The organism is Burkholderia sp. Ed8 (assembly GCF_040761425.1).
GTDB lineage: Bacteria > Pseudomonadota > Gammaproteobacteria > Burkholderiales > Burkholderiaceae > Burkholderia > Burkholderia seminalis.
This window is the reverse complement of the sequence record NZ_CP142886.1, coordinates 3,137,561-3,150,951: the sequence shown is the minus strand read 5'-3', so window position 1 is coordinate 3,150,951 and position 13,391 is coordinate 3,137,561. Positions and strand designations below refer to the sequence as shown.

Here is a 13,391-nt window from a genome sequence, read left to right as displayed (position 1 = left end):
GCGCCGGGCCGCTCACGCGCAGCACGCGAGCAGCGGCTCGTGTGCGAACTCGACGCCGGGCGGCAGCGCATGGCCGCGTCGCCGCGTACGCACGGCGTGAGCGAGCGTCTCGAAGAGCCGCGCGGTATCGGCGAACGACAGGCACGCGTCGGTGATGCTCTGCCCGTAGCGCAGCGGCACGCCGGGCACGAGGTCCTGCCGCCCTTCGATCAGGTTCGACTCGATCAGCACGCCGACGATGCGCGTATCGCCGGCCGCCACCTGCGCGGCGACTTCCGCGCCGACACCGAGCTGGTTGCGGTATTGGCGGCGGCTGTTGCCGTGACTGACGTCGATCATCACGCGCGGCGCGACCTGCGCGCCGGTCATGCGCTCGCATGCCGCATTCACGGCGGCCGCGTCGAAATTCGGCTCGCGCCCGCCGCGCAGCACGACGTGCGTGTGCGGATTGCCGGGCGACGCAGCCGCGCATAACCGGCCATCCGCATCGATCGACAGGAACCGGTGCGGATGCGCCGCCGCGCGCATCGCATCGACGGCCACCTGGACGTTGCCGTCGGTGCCGTTCTTGAAGCCGATCGGGATCGGCAGCGACGATGCCAGCTCGCGATGCACCTGCGACTCCACGGTGCGCGCGCCGATCGCGCCCCACGCAACCAGATCCGCGAGGTAGCGCGGCGACAGCGGATCGAGAAACTCGGTCGCGGCCGGCATCTCCGCACCGTTGATGTCGCACAGCAGCGCGCGGGCCGCCTGCAGCCCGGCATCGATCCGGTCGCTGCCGTCCAGCAGCGGATCGTTGATCAGCCCTTTCCAGCCGATGGTCGTGCGCGGCTTCTCGAAGTACACGCGCATCACGATTTCCAGCTCGTCGGCGAAGCGCGCGCGTTGCAGCGCGAGCCGTGCCGCGTAGTCGCGCGCGGCGGCCGGATCGTGCACGGAGCACGGACCGGCGATGACCACGAGCCGGTCGTCCGTGCCGTCGAGCACGTCGACGATCGCACGGCGGGTCGTATGAACGGTGCGCGACGCGCGCAAGGCCGGCGGCAGCGCGCCGGCCAGATCCGCAGGGGACGGCAAGCGCAGCACGGCGTCGCGGTTTGTCGTCCAGGCGTTTGCATGCATGGGGACTGCCCTCCTGTCGATAATGAACGGGACTTTTTACTACAGCGCGACTGTATTGAATGGTGCTTTTGGTGCGCAACTAACACATTTATCAGTTTCTAATTCATAACCTTATGAATGAGGGAAATAAGCGTCGAATTCGATAATTCCGGCATCTTTCGTGCCGGGTTGCAGGAGGCGAAGGCGGTCGGTCATTCGATTTTCATTTGGAAATCAGGGGAGCGATCCGGTTGAAGGGAAGTCTTGATTTTACGGGGCTCCACGCGGGGTTGCTATTCGTTCTGATAGTGGCGGCCCGATAGTCGTTCGATTAATTTTCGGATGCCCGACAGGCCACTCGGGCAAGAAAATATAAATCAACCCAGTCATTGCGGAGAATCACCATGGCGAAGCGACATTACGAAACGCCCATTCACGTCAAGTATCGCGATACGGATTCGATGGGGCATGTGAGCAGTCCCGTCTATTACGACTATCTGCAGCATTCGTACCTCTGCTACATGTTCGACCTGCTCGGCCTGCCGCGCAGCGAGAAGCTGCCGCACATCATGGTGAAGACGCAATGCGAGTACCTCGCACCGGCGCAATTCGGCGACAACCTGACGATCCGCTCGAGCATCGTGCGCTTCGGCAGCAAGAGCTTCGATCTCGAACACCTGATGGAGCGCGACGACCAGACCATCGTCGCGCGCGGCGTGTCGACGCACGTGATGTTCGATTACGCGAACAACACGACGCTGGCCGTGCCCGACGAATTCAAGACGCGCGTGCTCGAATTCCAGGGTTCGCTGTGAGCCGCGCTCACGCGGTCGGGAGCGACACGTGAACTGCCCGGTGGCGCGCGCCCGGCGCCGGATCGGCGCGATCGTCGAGCGGCGTGACGATCGTGCGATCGTGATCGTCCGTCAGGCGGCGCAGGCGCTGCTCGAGCCGGCTGCGCTCGAGCGGCACCGTGTGCTCGCGTACCGCCACGAGGACGAGCTGGAGGTGCTGCTGCAGCCGTGCGGCGGCGCGCACGACGGCGTGCGGCCGCTGCTCGGCCGGTTGCGGGACGCCGGCGTGGCCGTCGCGCTCGATGCGGCGACGCTCGCGCACGATGCGTCGCTGCTCGAATTCGCGAGCTGGGTCACACGGTGTACAACGCCGGACGGCCCGGCGGCGGCACGTGACGACACGGTCGTGCCTGGCGGTGCGCTGCTCTACGGGCTGGTCGTGCGATGGCGCGACCGGCACGGGCGGTGGCGGCGGCCGGCGGGCGACGGGGGGCCGGACCGCACGCCGCGGACCATTGCGGCGGAGGCGGCTGAGCACCTCGCAGCGGGCAATCCCGACGAACAGGTGCTCGGCGCGCTGCTGGACGCCGACGACGCGTCGACCGGCGCGGCGCTCGATACGCTGTCGGACGCGGTGCGCACGCGGCGGATCTGCCTGGCGACGCGGGCCGGCTGGCCGCTCGCCCGGCGGCTATGAGCGCCGTCGTCGTGACGGCCGGTGCGCGTGCGCTGCCCGCGCGCGCGTTCCTGGTCGGCATGATGGGCGCGGGCAAGTCGACGCTCGGCCGTGCACTGGCGGCATCGCTCGGCTGGGCGTTCGCCGACAGCGACGACGAGATCGAGCGGCGCACGGGCCGCTCGGTCGCCGCGCTGTTCGACAGCGTCGGCGAACGCGGTTTCCGGCTGCTCGAAACGCATATCGTCGACGAACTGACGCAGCGCGCGAACGTGATCGTGGCGACCGGCGGGGGCGCGATCCTGAATCCGCGCACCCGCGCGCGCCTGAACGAACGCGGCTGCGTGGTCTACCTGCATGCGGATCCCGATGCGTTGTGGCGCCGGACCCGCGACGACACGCGGCGGCCGCTGCTGCAGGTGGCCGAACCGCGGCAAACGCTCGCCGCGCAATACCGGATGCGCGACCCGCTGTATCGCGAATGCGCGCATGCGCTGGTCGACACGACCGCTCACGGTGTCGCGCGGGCGACGGCGGACGTGCTGACGGTGCTGCTGGCGCGGCTGGACGCGCCGGATTGACGGCGCGTGTTCGCTGCCCTGCCCTGCGAGGCGACCCCCTGTTCGATGTCGGAAGCGTTTTTGAAGTGACGAGTTTGGATATTCAATCGTGGTGTTGTGATAAGAAAAGTTATCCGGATAGGTCGATCGTTTTATCCAACTGCGGGTTTCGAGGCAGGCAGATCGGCGCGTTTCCGATGCCGGCGCGGCAAGCAGCCTTCCCTGCGACACGCGCGTTCGGCGTTCTCCCCGCGCCAGTTGCCGGCCGATGCGGCCGTCATCCTCGTCGCGATCGCCGCAACGTGATGGAACGGCCGCCCTGCGGGGCGGTCATCCCGTCTCCCGGGCGTTTTCGTGTGCCCTGCCCGGAATCCGGCACGTTTGCCGATCTGCTCGATATCAGGGCGCGATCGTCGGAAAGCCTTGTCCGGAAAGGCGCGACACGTGCCAGATACATTGAAATACAAAATATCGCATGCGATTTAATCGAATACGCTTGACTAGGGAAATCATCTCGACCAAACTGCATCGCATGCGATCGAATCGCATCTGAAACAAACCCCACTGACGGAGCCAATGATGAGCAAGATCGAAACAGTGCTGTACACGGGCAAGACGCATACGACTTCCGGCGGCCGCGACGGCGCGGCGCGCAGTTCCGACGGTCGCCTCGACATCCAGCTGTCGTCGCCGGGCAGCGCCGGCACCGGCACCAACCCGGAACAGCTGTTCGCCGCCGGCTGGTCGGCCTGTTTCATCGGCGCGATGCAGCTTGCGGCGCGTGCCGCGAAGGTGACGCTGCCGGCCGATCTCGCGGTCGACGCCGAAGTGGATCTCGGCACCGGCGGCAACGCGTATTTCCTGCAGGCCCGGCTGAACGTGAGCGTGCCGGGGCTCGATCGCGACGTCGCGCAACGGATCGTCGACGCCGCGCACCAGACCTGCCCGTACTCGAAGGCGACGCGCGGCAACATCGACGTCGACATCCGCATCGCCTGAACGTCGTATTGGGCGGCCGAACGCCGCCCGCCCGAATTTCCGATTTCTTTTCTATCGAGGTGAATGATGAAAGTCCAATTGATCGCTGCCCTGCTCGTCGCTGTTTCGGCCACCGTTGCCGCCCCGGCGTTCGCCAACGAAACCGCCGTGACGCGTGCACAGGTACGCGCCGAGCTTGCCCAGCTTCAACAGGCCGGCTATCCGCTGAACCGTGCGTCCGACGCGACCTATCCGAACGATCTGCAGGCCGCGCTCACGCAGATCCATGCCGACGATGCCGTCGTTGCCCACGTGCCGGCGTCCGGCTACGGCAGCAACGGCGACGCCGCGACGCAATCCGGCCGCCGGCCCGCGCTCAGCGTGGCCGCGCGCTCGGTGTACTTCGGTCATTGAGCGGCGCGCCGGTGTGCGAACCCTGAATCCTTTCCCGTTTCCAGATTGTCGAGGTGAATGATGAAAACCCAATTGATCGCTGCGCTGCTCGTCGCCGTTTCCGCTTCCGCCGCCGCCCCGGCGTTCGCCGACCAGGCCGCCGTGTCCCGCGCGCAGGTGCGCGCCGAACTCGTCCAGCTCGAACAGGCCGGTTACCGTCCCGGCCGGGCGAACGATCCGCATTACCCGGACGACCTGCAGGCCGCATTGACGCGCGTTCACGCGAACGACGCCGTGGCGGCCGACACGTCCGCGTCGTCGGGTTATGGCCCCGACGCTGCCGCCGCGACGCAGTCGGGCAGCCGGCCCGCGACGCGCATCGCCGAACGTTCGATCTACTTCGGTCACTGAATGAAACCGCGAACGGCGCCGATGGCCGGCGTACGGTACGCAACCCCTGAATGCCTGTTTCCCTGTCGAGGTAAATGATGAAGACCCAACTGATCGCAGCCCTTCTCGTCGCCGTGTCGGCCTCCGCCGCCGCGCCGGCGTTCGCCAGCGAAAGCACCGTCACGCGCGCGCAGGTGCGTGCGGAACTGGTCGCGCTGCAAACGGCCGGCTACCTGCCGAACCGCCCCAACGACCCGAACTATCCGGACAATATCCAGGCGGCGCTGAACCGGATTCACGACAATGGCGCCGATGCGGCCGACACGCAGGCAGCCGGATACGGCAGCGACGCGAGCGGCGCGGCGCAGTCGGGCAGCCGCGACGGGGTTCGCATGGCCGGGCGCTCGGTTTATTTCGGCCATTGAGCGCGGCACGACGAAAACGGTCGCCCTCTATCGCCTTATAAATCGCATGCGATTTTATCATGGGGAAGCCGGTGTCTGGATCGACGCTGCTACCTGCCCCGCGCATCCGGTCTATGCTGTGCGTCCCCCATCTTCATTCGAGGAGCAGCCGATGCCGGATGCCACGACCGGAAACGCGACAGGCGATACACACGTGCTCGATCGGGTCGCCTGGAACGCACTGACGGGCAAGCAGCGCCACCTGGCGCTCGGCAATGACCGCGCGTGGCGGTTTCCGTCGGCCATTGCGCCATTCGCCGCGATCGCCGACACGAGCGCGGCTTCGTTCGACGCGCTGCGCGAACTGGTCGCCGCGCACGGGCCAGCGGCCCTCGTCACGCCGGACGAAATCGAGCCGCCGGCGGGATGGGCGGTCGTCCGGCGCGCGACACTGCTGCAAATGGTCTGGCAAGGCGCGCCCGATCCGGCCGACGAATCGGAGCATGTGACGCTCGGCGAAGCCGATGTGCCGGACATGCTCGCGCTGACCACGGCGGCGCAGCCGGGCCCGTTCGGCCCGCGCACGGTCGAGCTTGGCCGCTACATCGGCGTGCGCAGCGCAGGCCGGCTCGCCGCGATGGCTGGCGAGCGGATGCGGGTCGACGGGTATACGGAGATCAGCGCCGTGTGCGTGGATGCCGCGTTTCGGCGGCAAGGCCTTGCGGCGCGCCTGATCCGGTCGTTGATCGCGTCGATCGGTGCGCGCGCGGAAACGCCTTTCCTGCACGTCCTCACAACGAACCAGGTGGCGATCGAGCGCTATGTCGCGCTCGGTTTCGTCGTGCGCCGCGAGATGCGCCTGCTGGTGCTGGGCGACGCGCACGCATGACGACGCGGCCGGCGCGATGCACGCGCCGGCCGCCGGCGGTTCATCGGCTCATGCTTCTTCGGTCGAACGGATCAGGTTGCCGCGCAGCGTGACGATCGCCTTCTGCACCTTCGCGAATTCGTCCGGCTTCAATCCGGTGGCTTCGACCAGATTCATGTCGAGCCCCTTCTCGCGCACGCGGCGGCCGCTTTTCGTCAGGCTGACGAGCACCTGGCGTTCGTCGGACGGGTCGCGGTGCCGCTCCAGGTAGCCCATCGCTTCGAGCTTCTTCAGGATCGGCGTCAGCGTATTGGATTCGAGGAACAGCTTCTCGCCGAGCTGGCCGACGGTCTGGTTGTCCTGCTCCCACAGTGCGATGATCGTGATGTATTGCGTATACGTGAGGCCGAGCTCGTCGAGGATCGGCTTGTAGGCCTTGCCGAACGCGAGATTCGCCGAGTAGATCGCAAAGCAAAGGAACTCGGACAGCTTCGGCGTGGCGGGCGATGAGGCTTCGGTCGGTTTCATGGGCTTCCTCCAGCGACGTGAACGGTCGCAGACAACCGCATTATATATCGCATGCGATCTTATCGGAAGAATGATAATCGGTCTCGATGAACCGGTGCGGCCTCAGCCGTGCCCGCGGCGCTTGCCGGTCTGCTGACGGCTGACCGACAGCAGCGAGCATTGCACCGGATGCGCGATTTCAGTCGCGAGCCCGCCTGCGGCAAACAGCAGGATCATCAGCCAGCGTTTCATGCGTCCTCCACGACCGACAGGCTTGCCCCGTTGGCGACCGTCGCGTCGAGCGCATACGGATCGATGCCGTCGAGGCAGCCGAGATTGACGCGCCAGCATGCCGGGTCCTTGCGCGTCTGATGGAACGGATAGACGCCGCACCGGCTGCAGAAATAGTGACGGGCCGTGCGCGTGTTGAAGCGGTAGCACGTCAGCACGTCCTCGCCTTCGACGATGGTCAGACAGGCGGCGGCGAACATCGGGCTCATCAGCGCGCCGCGGCGGCGGCACAGGCTGCAGTTGCAGCGAACGGCCGGCGTAATGGCCGCCCTGACTTCGAATTTGACGGCCCCGCAATGGCAGGATCCCTTGAACCACGTTGCAGACATGATGGACTCCGGAAGCGGTCATGCCTGCTTTATAGCGAAGCCGCGCGGGGCCGTTGTATCGCTCTGTATCTGCAGTTCGTGCCGATACAAAGCCTTGCAAATCCGTGGTGCGCGCGATCAGTCCAGCGCGTGCCGAAGCTGCTCGATCGCCGCCCGCGCTTCGCTTTCGAGTGCGGCGAACAACTCGGCGGCCGGCAGCGTGCGCACGAGCGGCGCCGCCTGCCCGGCCCACTGCGCGCCGTAGCCGAATTCGCCCTTCGCCTTCGCGGCCGCATGCAACGCCTTGCCCGCGTCGTAGGCGATCGGATACGCGGGCGTGGCCGGCGCGTGCGGATCGTCGCCGAGCGCGGTCAGCCGGTTCGCGATGCCGCGTGCGGCCCGGCCCGAGATCGCGGCCGTCAACGTCGTGCGGCGCGCCGCGTCGCCGAGGATCGCGCGGCGATAGCCGTCGTCGATCGACGTCTCCGGGCACGCGACGAACGCGGTGCCGAGCTGCGCGGCCTGCGCGCCGAGCGCGAGCGCGGCGGCAATGCCTGCGCCGTCCATGATGCCGCCGGCGGCGATCACGGGCAGCGCGCATTCGCGCACGATCAGGCGGGTCAGCGCGAACGTGCCGAGGCGATCGTCATGCGCGGTCGAATCGAACACGCCGCGATGCCCGCCGGCTTCGATGCCCTGCGCGACGATCGCATCGATGCCGGCGGCGGCAATCTGCCGTGCCTCGTCGAGATGCGTCGCGGTCGCGAACAGCGTGATGCCCGCGCGTTTCAGCGCGGCGATCACGTTCGCTGGCGGCAGCCCGAAATGGAAGCTGACGACGGCCGGTTTCTCCTCGACGAGCATCGCCTGCATCGCATCGTCCGCGACGAAGCTCGTATAGATCTCCGACAGCGACGCGGGCGGCGTCGCGCCGTATTCGCGGAACGCCGGCGCGAGCCAGTCGAGCCACGCGCGTTCGACGGCTGCGTCCGCGCGGGCCGGGGCATGGCAGAACACGTTGATGTTGAATGGGCGGTCGGTCAGCGCGCGTGTCTCGCGGATCATCTTGCGTGCGCCGTCGGCATGCGTCGCGCCGACACCGAGCGAGCCGAGCCCGCCGGCGTTCGACACGGCGGCGGCCAGCGCCGGCGTGCTGACGCCGGCCATCGGCGCCTGGACGATCGGTGCGCGGATACCGAGCGTGCGCAACAGCGCCCGGTTGTCGGTCGGTTGATTCATGTCGCTTGTCTCCCCATAGCCGTGATCGAAAGGCGCCGGTCGCCTGCGCGCCGACGCGCGTGAGTCCGGTTCGGCCCGGCGCGTGCAAGTCGTGCTTCGCGCGCACCGGTCACGAGAAAAAGGTGGGCGCCCGTGCGGTGTTGCCTGTGTCCGGATGCGGTACCGGCAACGCTATCCATCCTACGCCAGACGTCGGCCCGCGGGCCGGCGGCTAGCGGCCGCGTGCCCAGTGCGCGAGCCCGGCGCAAGCGGCCAGCAGCGCGCCTGTCACGAAGAACACCGAATGCAGGCCGAATGCGACGCCGATCTGCCCGCCGATCACGGGGCCGATCACCTGCCCGCTGAACTGTGCGGACTGCAGGTAGCCGAGCATCTGCCCCGTCGAGCGCTCGTCGACCGATTGCCGCACGAGCTTGCCGATCGACGGCAGCAGCCCCGCGAGCGTCATGCCCATCAGTCCGCGCAGCGCGGCAAGTTGCCACCAGTGCGTGACGAACGCTTGCGGCACCATCGCGAGCGCGGTCAGCAGCAGGCAGCCGACGATCACGTTCCAGCTGCCGATCCGGTCGGCGAGCGCGCCGAGCCGCGCGGCGGTCAGCATGCTGCCGAGCGCCGAACACGCCATGACGACGCCGGCGACCCGCGCGAGAGAGGCGCCGGCGACGCCGAGTCCGCCGATATAGACCGTGATGATCGGCTCGATCGACATGTTCGCGAGCAGCACCATCATCGCCGTCACCAGCAAGGCGGCGACCGCTGCGCGATTCGTCCGGTGCGTCGTGCCGGTGGCCGTGCCGGCGCTGCGGGCTTGCGCGTCGGTGCCCGCGTGGAAGTCCTCCTTCACGACGAAGATCGTCAGCAGCGCGGCGACGGCGATCATCGCGCCGCCGGCGAAGAAGGTGCCGCGAATGCCGACCCAGCCGGGCAGCAATCCGCCGACGAGCGGGCCGACCAGATTGCCCGCGAGCGCGCCGGTCGACAGCATGCCGAGCGCCCAGCCCGCGCGTTCGCGCGGCGCCTGCGTGCCGACCATCACGGTCGACGCCGACGCGTAGCCGCCGACGAGCCCTGCGATCAACCGCAGTGCGACCAGTTCGACCACGTTGTGCGCGACGCCGATCAGCGACATCACGATCGCCATTCCGATCGCCGCGCGCACGAGCATCGGCTTGCGGCCGAAGCGGTCCGCGAGGCGGCCCCACAGCGGCGCGGTGACGGCCGTGCCGAGAAACGTCGCACCGAACGCGACGCCCGACCACTGGATGACGGCCGACTGCGCGTCGACGCCGAGCTGCCGCACGTACAGCGGCAAGAACGGCAGCAGCATGCTCAGGCTGACGAGCGTCGTGAACGACCCGAACACGCAGACGGCGAGATTGCGCCGCCAGTAGCGCAGGTTGCGTTCGGCATAACTGACGGCCGGACGCTCGGCGCGCGCGGCGGCCGGTGCGTGGACGGTCGTGCTCATCGCGCCCTCGCCGCAGGCGTCGCGCCCGCCGTGCCGGGCGACGCGTGGACTGCGCGCCCGCGCGGTTGATCCGGAAGTGCCCGATGCATGTCGACCTCCATTCGCTGGACGGACGCCAGGCGCGTCCGTCGGTCGAGGAAAGTCTAGATTGAGTCGAATGCCGGGAGAATCGCCGTCGTGCGAAAGTCATTCTTCCGCATGGCGGTTCAATCGCCGTCGGTGATGGCCGCCAGCCGCGAGAAATGCTCCCGCAGGCGCGGCGCCGCGAAATCGACGAACGCACGTACCTTGGGGACCGACAGCCGCCCGTACGGCGTCACGAGATGGATGGGTAGCGGCGCATGCTCGCTGTCGCGCAGCACGATTCGCAGCGTGCCGTCGCGTACCTGTTCGGCGACGTGATACGAAAAGAGCCGCGTGACGCCATGGCCGGCGACGGCCGACGCGACCGCGCCGCGGATCGTGTTGATGATGAAGCGCGGCGCGAACTGGACGACCTGCGGCAGTGCCGACGGCGCCGCCGGCGGGAAGCTCCACGAGTCGAGCCCGAAGTGCGTCATCGAGATGATCCGGTGCCGCGCGAGATCGGCCGGTGCGTCGATGGCCGGATGCTTCGCGAGGTAAGCGGGGGATGCAACGACGACCCGCCGCACGGAGCCGACCGGAATCGCGACGAGCGTCGAATCGGACAGGTGCGCGATGCGCAGCGCGACGTCCATCCCTTCGTCGACAAGGCTGACGGGACGGTCGAGCAGTTGCAGGCGGATCGACACGGCCGGATGGCGTTCGATGAATGCATCGAGCAGCGCACGCAGCACGTCCTCGCCGGCGGCGACCGGCGCGGTGACCGTCAGCATGCCGCGCGGCGCGGCGCGTTCGTCGGCAACCAGCATGTCGGCCTCTTCCAGATCCGACAGGATGCGGCGGCACGCGGCCGCGTAGCGTTCGCCGGCCTCGCTCAGTCGGATCGTCCGGGTGGTGCGGTACAGCAGCGCGGTGCCGGTGTGTTCCTCGAGAAACGCGATCGCGCGGCTGACTGCCGCCGGCGACCGGCCAAGCCGTCGGCCCGCGCCCGCGAGGCTGCCCTCGTCCAGCGTGGCGACGAACACCTTCATCGCATCGATTCGATCCATGGCGTGTGTGCAGGGCGCGGGCGGTCGTGTAATGGGCGGCGGGCAAGCGAGCGTGCAGTCTACCGCACGCGGGCAAGCCGTCCGGCCGCGGGGATGCCGTATCGCTGATTTGGCCCTGCAATGCGCGAGCGAAGAAACCGCACGGACGGCCGTCAGGGCACCGCGTTCCTCGAACGCCGGGCCCGACATTCAAGCAGTTGCGCTGAATGACCCACGACACAACTACGGCACCTATGAAAAGAAGAAGATTTCTCGCACTGCCCGCGGCGGCGGCGGCCTGCCTGCTGGGCCTCGCGTTGTTCTCGATCGCGCTGACGGCATTCATCGTCATCGCGAGTTGAGAAATGACGTACGTCGCCGGTGTGCCGCGGAGACATGCGGCACACCGGCGCGCGCCGGGTCCGTCGTGTTCTTCAGAAGCCTGATTCTCGCAGCCATGCGCGGCGCGGTCTGACGGCCGAAGCCTCATGGTTTTCCCGGTCCGCTCGACTGCGCGGGCACACCGTTGCCGGCGCGGCATCACGTGCCGCGCAAGCCGCAGCGGCCCGCTGCGCGAATCCGGGCCGCCGCACGCGCCCCACCCTTTCTGCCCGGGAAAGGATGCTTGAAGCATCCGCAATTATCACGCGCCGCCGATATGCCCACCATGTGTCGGACGATCGGCGCAGCGCGCATGTCCGGCCCTTTGAGGGCCTTGCGATGCCTGCCGCCGCGTCGTGCGGCCGGGCGCGTCACGCCGGCTGCGAACGGCCGGGCCGCGCGCCACGGCATATCGACAATCAGGAGACACGATGAACAGCCCATCCCTCGATCTCGGCGGCCCCGCGTCCGCCCGACTGCCGGCCGCTTCCTCCGGCGTCGGCGCCGATGCGGCGGCCCTTGCCGCCCGTCGCGTCACGCTCGGCGATTTCATGGACGACCTGCCGGTCGGCGCATTGCACCGGTTCGTCGTCTGGGTGATCGGCATCGGGCTGTTCTTCGACATGTACGAGATCTTCCTCGTCAGCACGATCGGCTCCGCGCTGCAGAACGAATACGGGCTGAGCCGGCAAAGCGCCGATTTCAAGCTGCTGCTGGCGTCGGCCTTCATCGGCATGTTCGTCGGCGCGATGTGCCTGGGCAGCCTCGCCGACCGCATCGGCCGGCGCAAGGCGTTCCTGCTGACGCTCGCGTGGTACAGCGCGTTTTCGCTGGTCGGCGCATTTTCGTTGAACGCCGACATGCTCGTCGCATGCCGGTTCCTGACGGGCATCGGCGTCGGCGCGATCTATCCGGTCGCCGACAGCTTCCTGTCCGAGATCCTGCCGAAGGAAAAACGCGGGCGGCTCGCCGCGTGGGCCTATACGACTTCCTACGTCGCGGTGCCGCTCGTCGGCTTCCTCGCGCTGTGGCTGAACCCGCTGCATGTGGCCGGTGTGGCCGGCTGGCGCATCATCCTCGCGATCGGCAGTCTCGGCGCCGTGTACGTGCTGCTCGTCCAGCACCGCTTGCCCGAGAGCCCGCGCTGGCTGCTCGCGCAGGGCCGCACCGCCGACGCGCACGCGGCGTTGCGGCGTTTCGCGGACGGCGCCGGCGTGCGCGTGCCCGAGCAGTTCGCGGAGCCGGTCGAGCCGCAGCGGCCGCTCGGCCTCCGCGAGCGCATCGCGCTGCTGCGTCGTGAGCCCTACGGCGCGCGCTACCTGATGCTCGCGATCTTTCACCTGTTCCAGGGCTTCGGCTACTACGGGTTCGGTACGCTGGCCGGCACGGTCGTGAAGAGCCGCGGTTTCGACGTGACGGACAGCACGCTGTTCATCGCGCTGTCGTTCATCGGCTACCCGATCGGTTCGCTACTGTCGATTCCGCTGCTGAACTGGATCGAGCGCCGCACGCTCGTGATCGTGTCGATCCTGTCGATCGCGGTATTCGGGCTGTGCTTCGCGTATTCCGGCCATACCGTGCTGATCGTCGGCTTCGGGTTCCTGACGACCTGCGCGTCGAACGTGTTCAGCAATGCGTATCACGTGTACCAGGCGGAAATCTTCCCGGCACGCGTGCGCTCGACGGCGATCGGCAGTACCTATGCGCTGTCGCGCATCGTCAGCGGCGTCTTGCCGTTCGTGCTGCTGCCGGTGCTCGGCAACTACGGCGCGGGTGCGATGTTCGGTGTGATTTCGGTCGCGCTCGGTATCGTGGCGGTGACGCTGCGCGTGCTTGGGCCGCTGACCACGCGGCGCAGCCAGGACGAGATCAATCCGGTGTAACGCGGTGACGGGGCCGGGGTACGCAGGCGCGCGCC

The 13,391-nt window shown here is 68.0% G+C and carries 16 protein-coding genes; 9 read left to right on the top strand and 7 right to left on the bottom strand.

The features are described from left to right. Positions 1-12: 12 nt before the first annotated feature. A complete protein-coding gene (locus VXM69_RS28360; RefSeq protein ID WP_175028596.1) occupies positions 13-1,125 on the bottom strand; it encodes a 3-deoxy-7-phosphoheptulonate synthase in 1,113 nt (370 codons plus the stop codon). 383 nt (positions 1,126-1,508) lie between these two features. On the opposite strand from VXM69_RS28360, the gene VXM69_RS28355 reads away from it, so the two are divergent. From VXM69_RS28355 to VXM69_RS28320, 8 genes are all read left to right on the top strand, one after another. Further along, positions 1,509-1,919 carry a thioesterase family protein gene (locus VXM69_RS28355; RefSeq protein ID WP_034186859.1) on the top strand — a complete coding sequence of 137 codons (411 nt, stop codon included), beginning with the start codon at positions 1,509-1,511 and terminating at the stop codon, positions 1,917-1,919. Positions 1,920-1,947: 28 nt separating this feature from the next. Then, positions 1,948-2,595 carry a hypothetical protein gene (locus VXM69_RS28350; protein WP_226228631.1) on the top strand — a complete coding sequence of 216 codons (648 nt, stop codon included), beginning with the start codon at positions 1,948-1,950 and terminating at the stop codon, positions 2,593-2,595. Next, complete coding sequence (locus VXM69_RS28345; RefSeq protein WP_233622851.1) at positions 2,592-3,155, top strand: shikimate kinase; 564 nt, start codon at positions 2,592-2,594, stop codon at positions 3,153-3,155. Before VXM69_RS28350 ends, VXM69_RS28345 begins: the two co-directional genes overlap by 4 nt. A gap of 558 nt (positions 3,156-3,713) precedes the next feature. Then, positions 3,714-4,133, top strand: a complete 420-nt coding sequence (locus VXM69_RS28340) for an organic hydroperoxide resistance protein (RefSeq protein ID WP_034187020.1) — start codon at positions 3,714-3,716, stop codon at positions 4,131-4,133. A gap of 66 nt (positions 4,134-4,199) precedes the next feature. Then, positions 4,200-4,526, top strand: coding sequence for a DUF4148 domain-containing protein (locus VXM69_RS28335; protein ID WP_059557853.1), 327 nt, complete (start codon positions 4,200-4,202; stop codon positions 4,524-4,526). A 60-nt stretch (positions 4,527-4,586) separates the two neighbouring features. Next, the gene (locus VXM69_RS28330) at positions 4,587-4,916 is read left to right on the top strand and encodes a DUF4148 domain-containing protein (RefSeq protein WP_034187022.1); all 330 of its coding nucleotides are present in this window, start codon (positions 4,587-4,589) and stop codon (positions 4,914-4,916) included. 74 nt (positions 4,917-4,990) lie between these two features. Continuing rightward, entirely contained in the window at positions 4,991-5,320 is a 330-nt protein-coding gene (locus tag VXM69_RS28325) for a DUF4148 domain-containing protein (protein WP_049035551.1), read from the top strand. Positions 5,321-5,471: 151 nt separating this feature from the next. Next, positions 5,472-6,188 (top strand): GNAT family N-acetyltransferase, encoded by a 717-nt coding sequence (locus VXM69_RS28320; RefSeq protein WP_034186862.1) that lies wholly within the window; start codon positions 5,472-5,474, stop codon positions 6,186-6,188. Positions 6,189-6,236: 48 nt separating this feature from the next. On the opposite strand, the gene VXM69_RS28315 is transcribed toward VXM69_RS28320, so the two are convergent. From VXM69_RS28315 to VXM69_RS28290, 6 genes are all read right to left on the bottom strand, one after another. Then, positions 6,237-6,695: a MarR family winged helix-turn-helix transcriptional regulator gene (locus tag VXM69_RS28315; RefSeq protein ID WP_034186863.1), complete on the bottom strand. Its 459-nt coding sequence runs from the start codon at positions 6,693-6,695 to the stop codon at positions 6,237-6,239. Between the two features lie 102 nt (positions 6,696-6,797). Continuing rightward, entirely contained in the window at positions 6,798-6,926 is a 129-nt protein-coding gene (locus VXM69_RS28310; RefSeq protein ID WP_257786206.1) for a hypothetical protein, read from the bottom strand. After that, a complete protein-coding gene (locus VXM69_RS28305) occupies positions 6,923-7,294 on the bottom strand; it encodes a GFA family protein (RefSeq protein WP_034186864.1) in 372 nt (123 codons plus the stop codon). The genes VXM69_RS28310 and VXM69_RS28305 overlap by 4 nt, the downstream gene beginning before the upstream one ends. A gap of 117 nt (positions 7,295-7,411) precedes the next feature. Then, positions 7,412-8,512 carry an NAD(P)H-dependent flavin oxidoreductase gene (locus VXM69_RS28300; protein WP_367189599.1) on the bottom strand — a complete coding sequence of 367 codons (1,101 nt, stop codon included), beginning with the start codon at positions 8,510-8,512 and terminating at the stop codon, positions 7,412-7,414. Between the two features lie 211 nt (positions 8,513-8,723). Continuing rightward, positions 8,724-9,980: an MFS transporter gene (locus VXM69_RS28295; protein ID WP_226228640.1), complete on the bottom strand. Its 1,257-nt coding sequence runs from the start codon at positions 9,978-9,980 to the stop codon at positions 8,724-8,726. A gap of 206 nt (positions 9,981-10,186) precedes the next feature. After that, a complete protein-coding gene (locus VXM69_RS28290; protein ID WP_034186867.1) occupies positions 10,187-11,113 on the bottom strand; it encodes a LysR family transcriptional regulator in 927 nt (308 codons plus the stop codon). A gap of 791 nt (positions 11,114-11,904) precedes the next feature. On the opposite strand from VXM69_RS28290, the gene VXM69_RS28285 reads away from it, so the two are divergent. After that, positions 11,905-13,356: an MFS transporter gene (locus VXM69_RS28285; RefSeq protein WP_367189598.1), complete on the top strand. Its 1,452-nt coding sequence runs from the start codon at positions 11,905-11,907 to the stop codon at positions 13,354-13,356. Positions 13,357-13,391 lie beyond the last annotated feature (35 nt).

What these genes read in the sequence shown, in the direction of transcription:
- VXM69_RS28360 (WP_175028596.1), bottom strand. Translation starts at nt 1,125, where the DNA reads ATGCATGCAAACGCCTGGACGACAAACCGCGACGCCGTGCTGCGCTTG.
- VXM69_RS28355 (WP_034186859.1), top strand. Translation starts at nt 1,509, where the DNA reads ATGGCGAAGCGACATTACGAAACGCCCATTCACGTCAAGTATCGCGAT.
- VXM69_RS28345 (WP_233622851.1), top strand. Translation starts at nt 2,592, where the DNA reads ATGAGCGCCGTCGTCGTGACGGCCGGTGCGCGTGCGCTGCCCGCGCGC.
- VXM69_RS28340 (WP_034187020.1), top strand. Translation starts at nt 3,714, where the DNA reads ATGAGCAAGATCGAAACAGTGCTGTACACGGGCAAGACGCATACGACT.
- VXM69_RS28335 (WP_059557853.1), top strand. Translation starts at nt 4,200, where the DNA reads ATGAAAGTCCAATTGATCGCTGCCCTGCTCGTCGCTGTTTCGGCCACC.
- VXM69_RS28330 (WP_034187022.1), top strand. Translation starts at nt 4,587, where the DNA reads ATGAAAACCCAATTGATCGCTGCGCTGCTCGTCGCCGTTTCCGCTTCC.
- VXM69_RS28325 (WP_049035551.1), top strand. Translation starts at nt 4,991, where the DNA reads ATGATGAAGACCCAACTGATCGCAGCCCTTCTCGTCGCCGTGTCGGCC.
- VXM69_RS28320 (WP_034186862.1), top strand. Translation starts at nt 5,472, where the DNA reads ATGCCGGATGCCACGACCGGAAACGCGACAGGCGATACACACGTGCTC.
- VXM69_RS28315 (WP_034186863.1), bottom strand. Translation starts at nt 6,695, where the DNA reads ATGAAACCGACCGAAGCCTCATCGCCCGCCACGCCGAAGCTGTCCGAG.
- VXM69_RS28310 (WP_257786206.1), bottom strand. Translation starts at nt 6,926, where the DNA reads ATGAAACGCTGGCTGATGATCCTGCTGTTTGCCGCAGGCGGGCTCGCG.
- VXM69_RS28305 (WP_034186864.1), bottom strand. Translation starts at nt 7,294, where the DNA reads ATGTCTGCAACGTGGTTCAAGGGATCCTGCCATTGCGGGGCCGTCAAA.
- VXM69_RS28300 (WP_367189599.1), bottom strand. Translation starts at nt 8,512, where the DNA reads ATGAATCAACCGACCGACAACCGGGCGCTGTTGCGCACGCTCGGTATC.
- VXM69_RS28295 (WP_226228640.1), bottom strand. Translation starts at nt 9,980, where the DNA reads ATGAGCACGACCGTCCACGCACCGGCCGCCGCGCGCGCCGAGCGTCCG.
- VXM69_RS28290 (WP_034186867.1), bottom strand. Translation starts at nt 11,113, where the DNA reads ATGGATCGAATCGATGCGATGAAGGTGTTCGTCGCCACGCTGGACGAG.
- VXM69_RS28285 (WP_367189598.1), top strand. Translation starts at nt 11,905, where the DNA reads ATGAACAGCCCATCCCTCGATCTCGGCGGCCCCGCGTCCGCCCGACTG.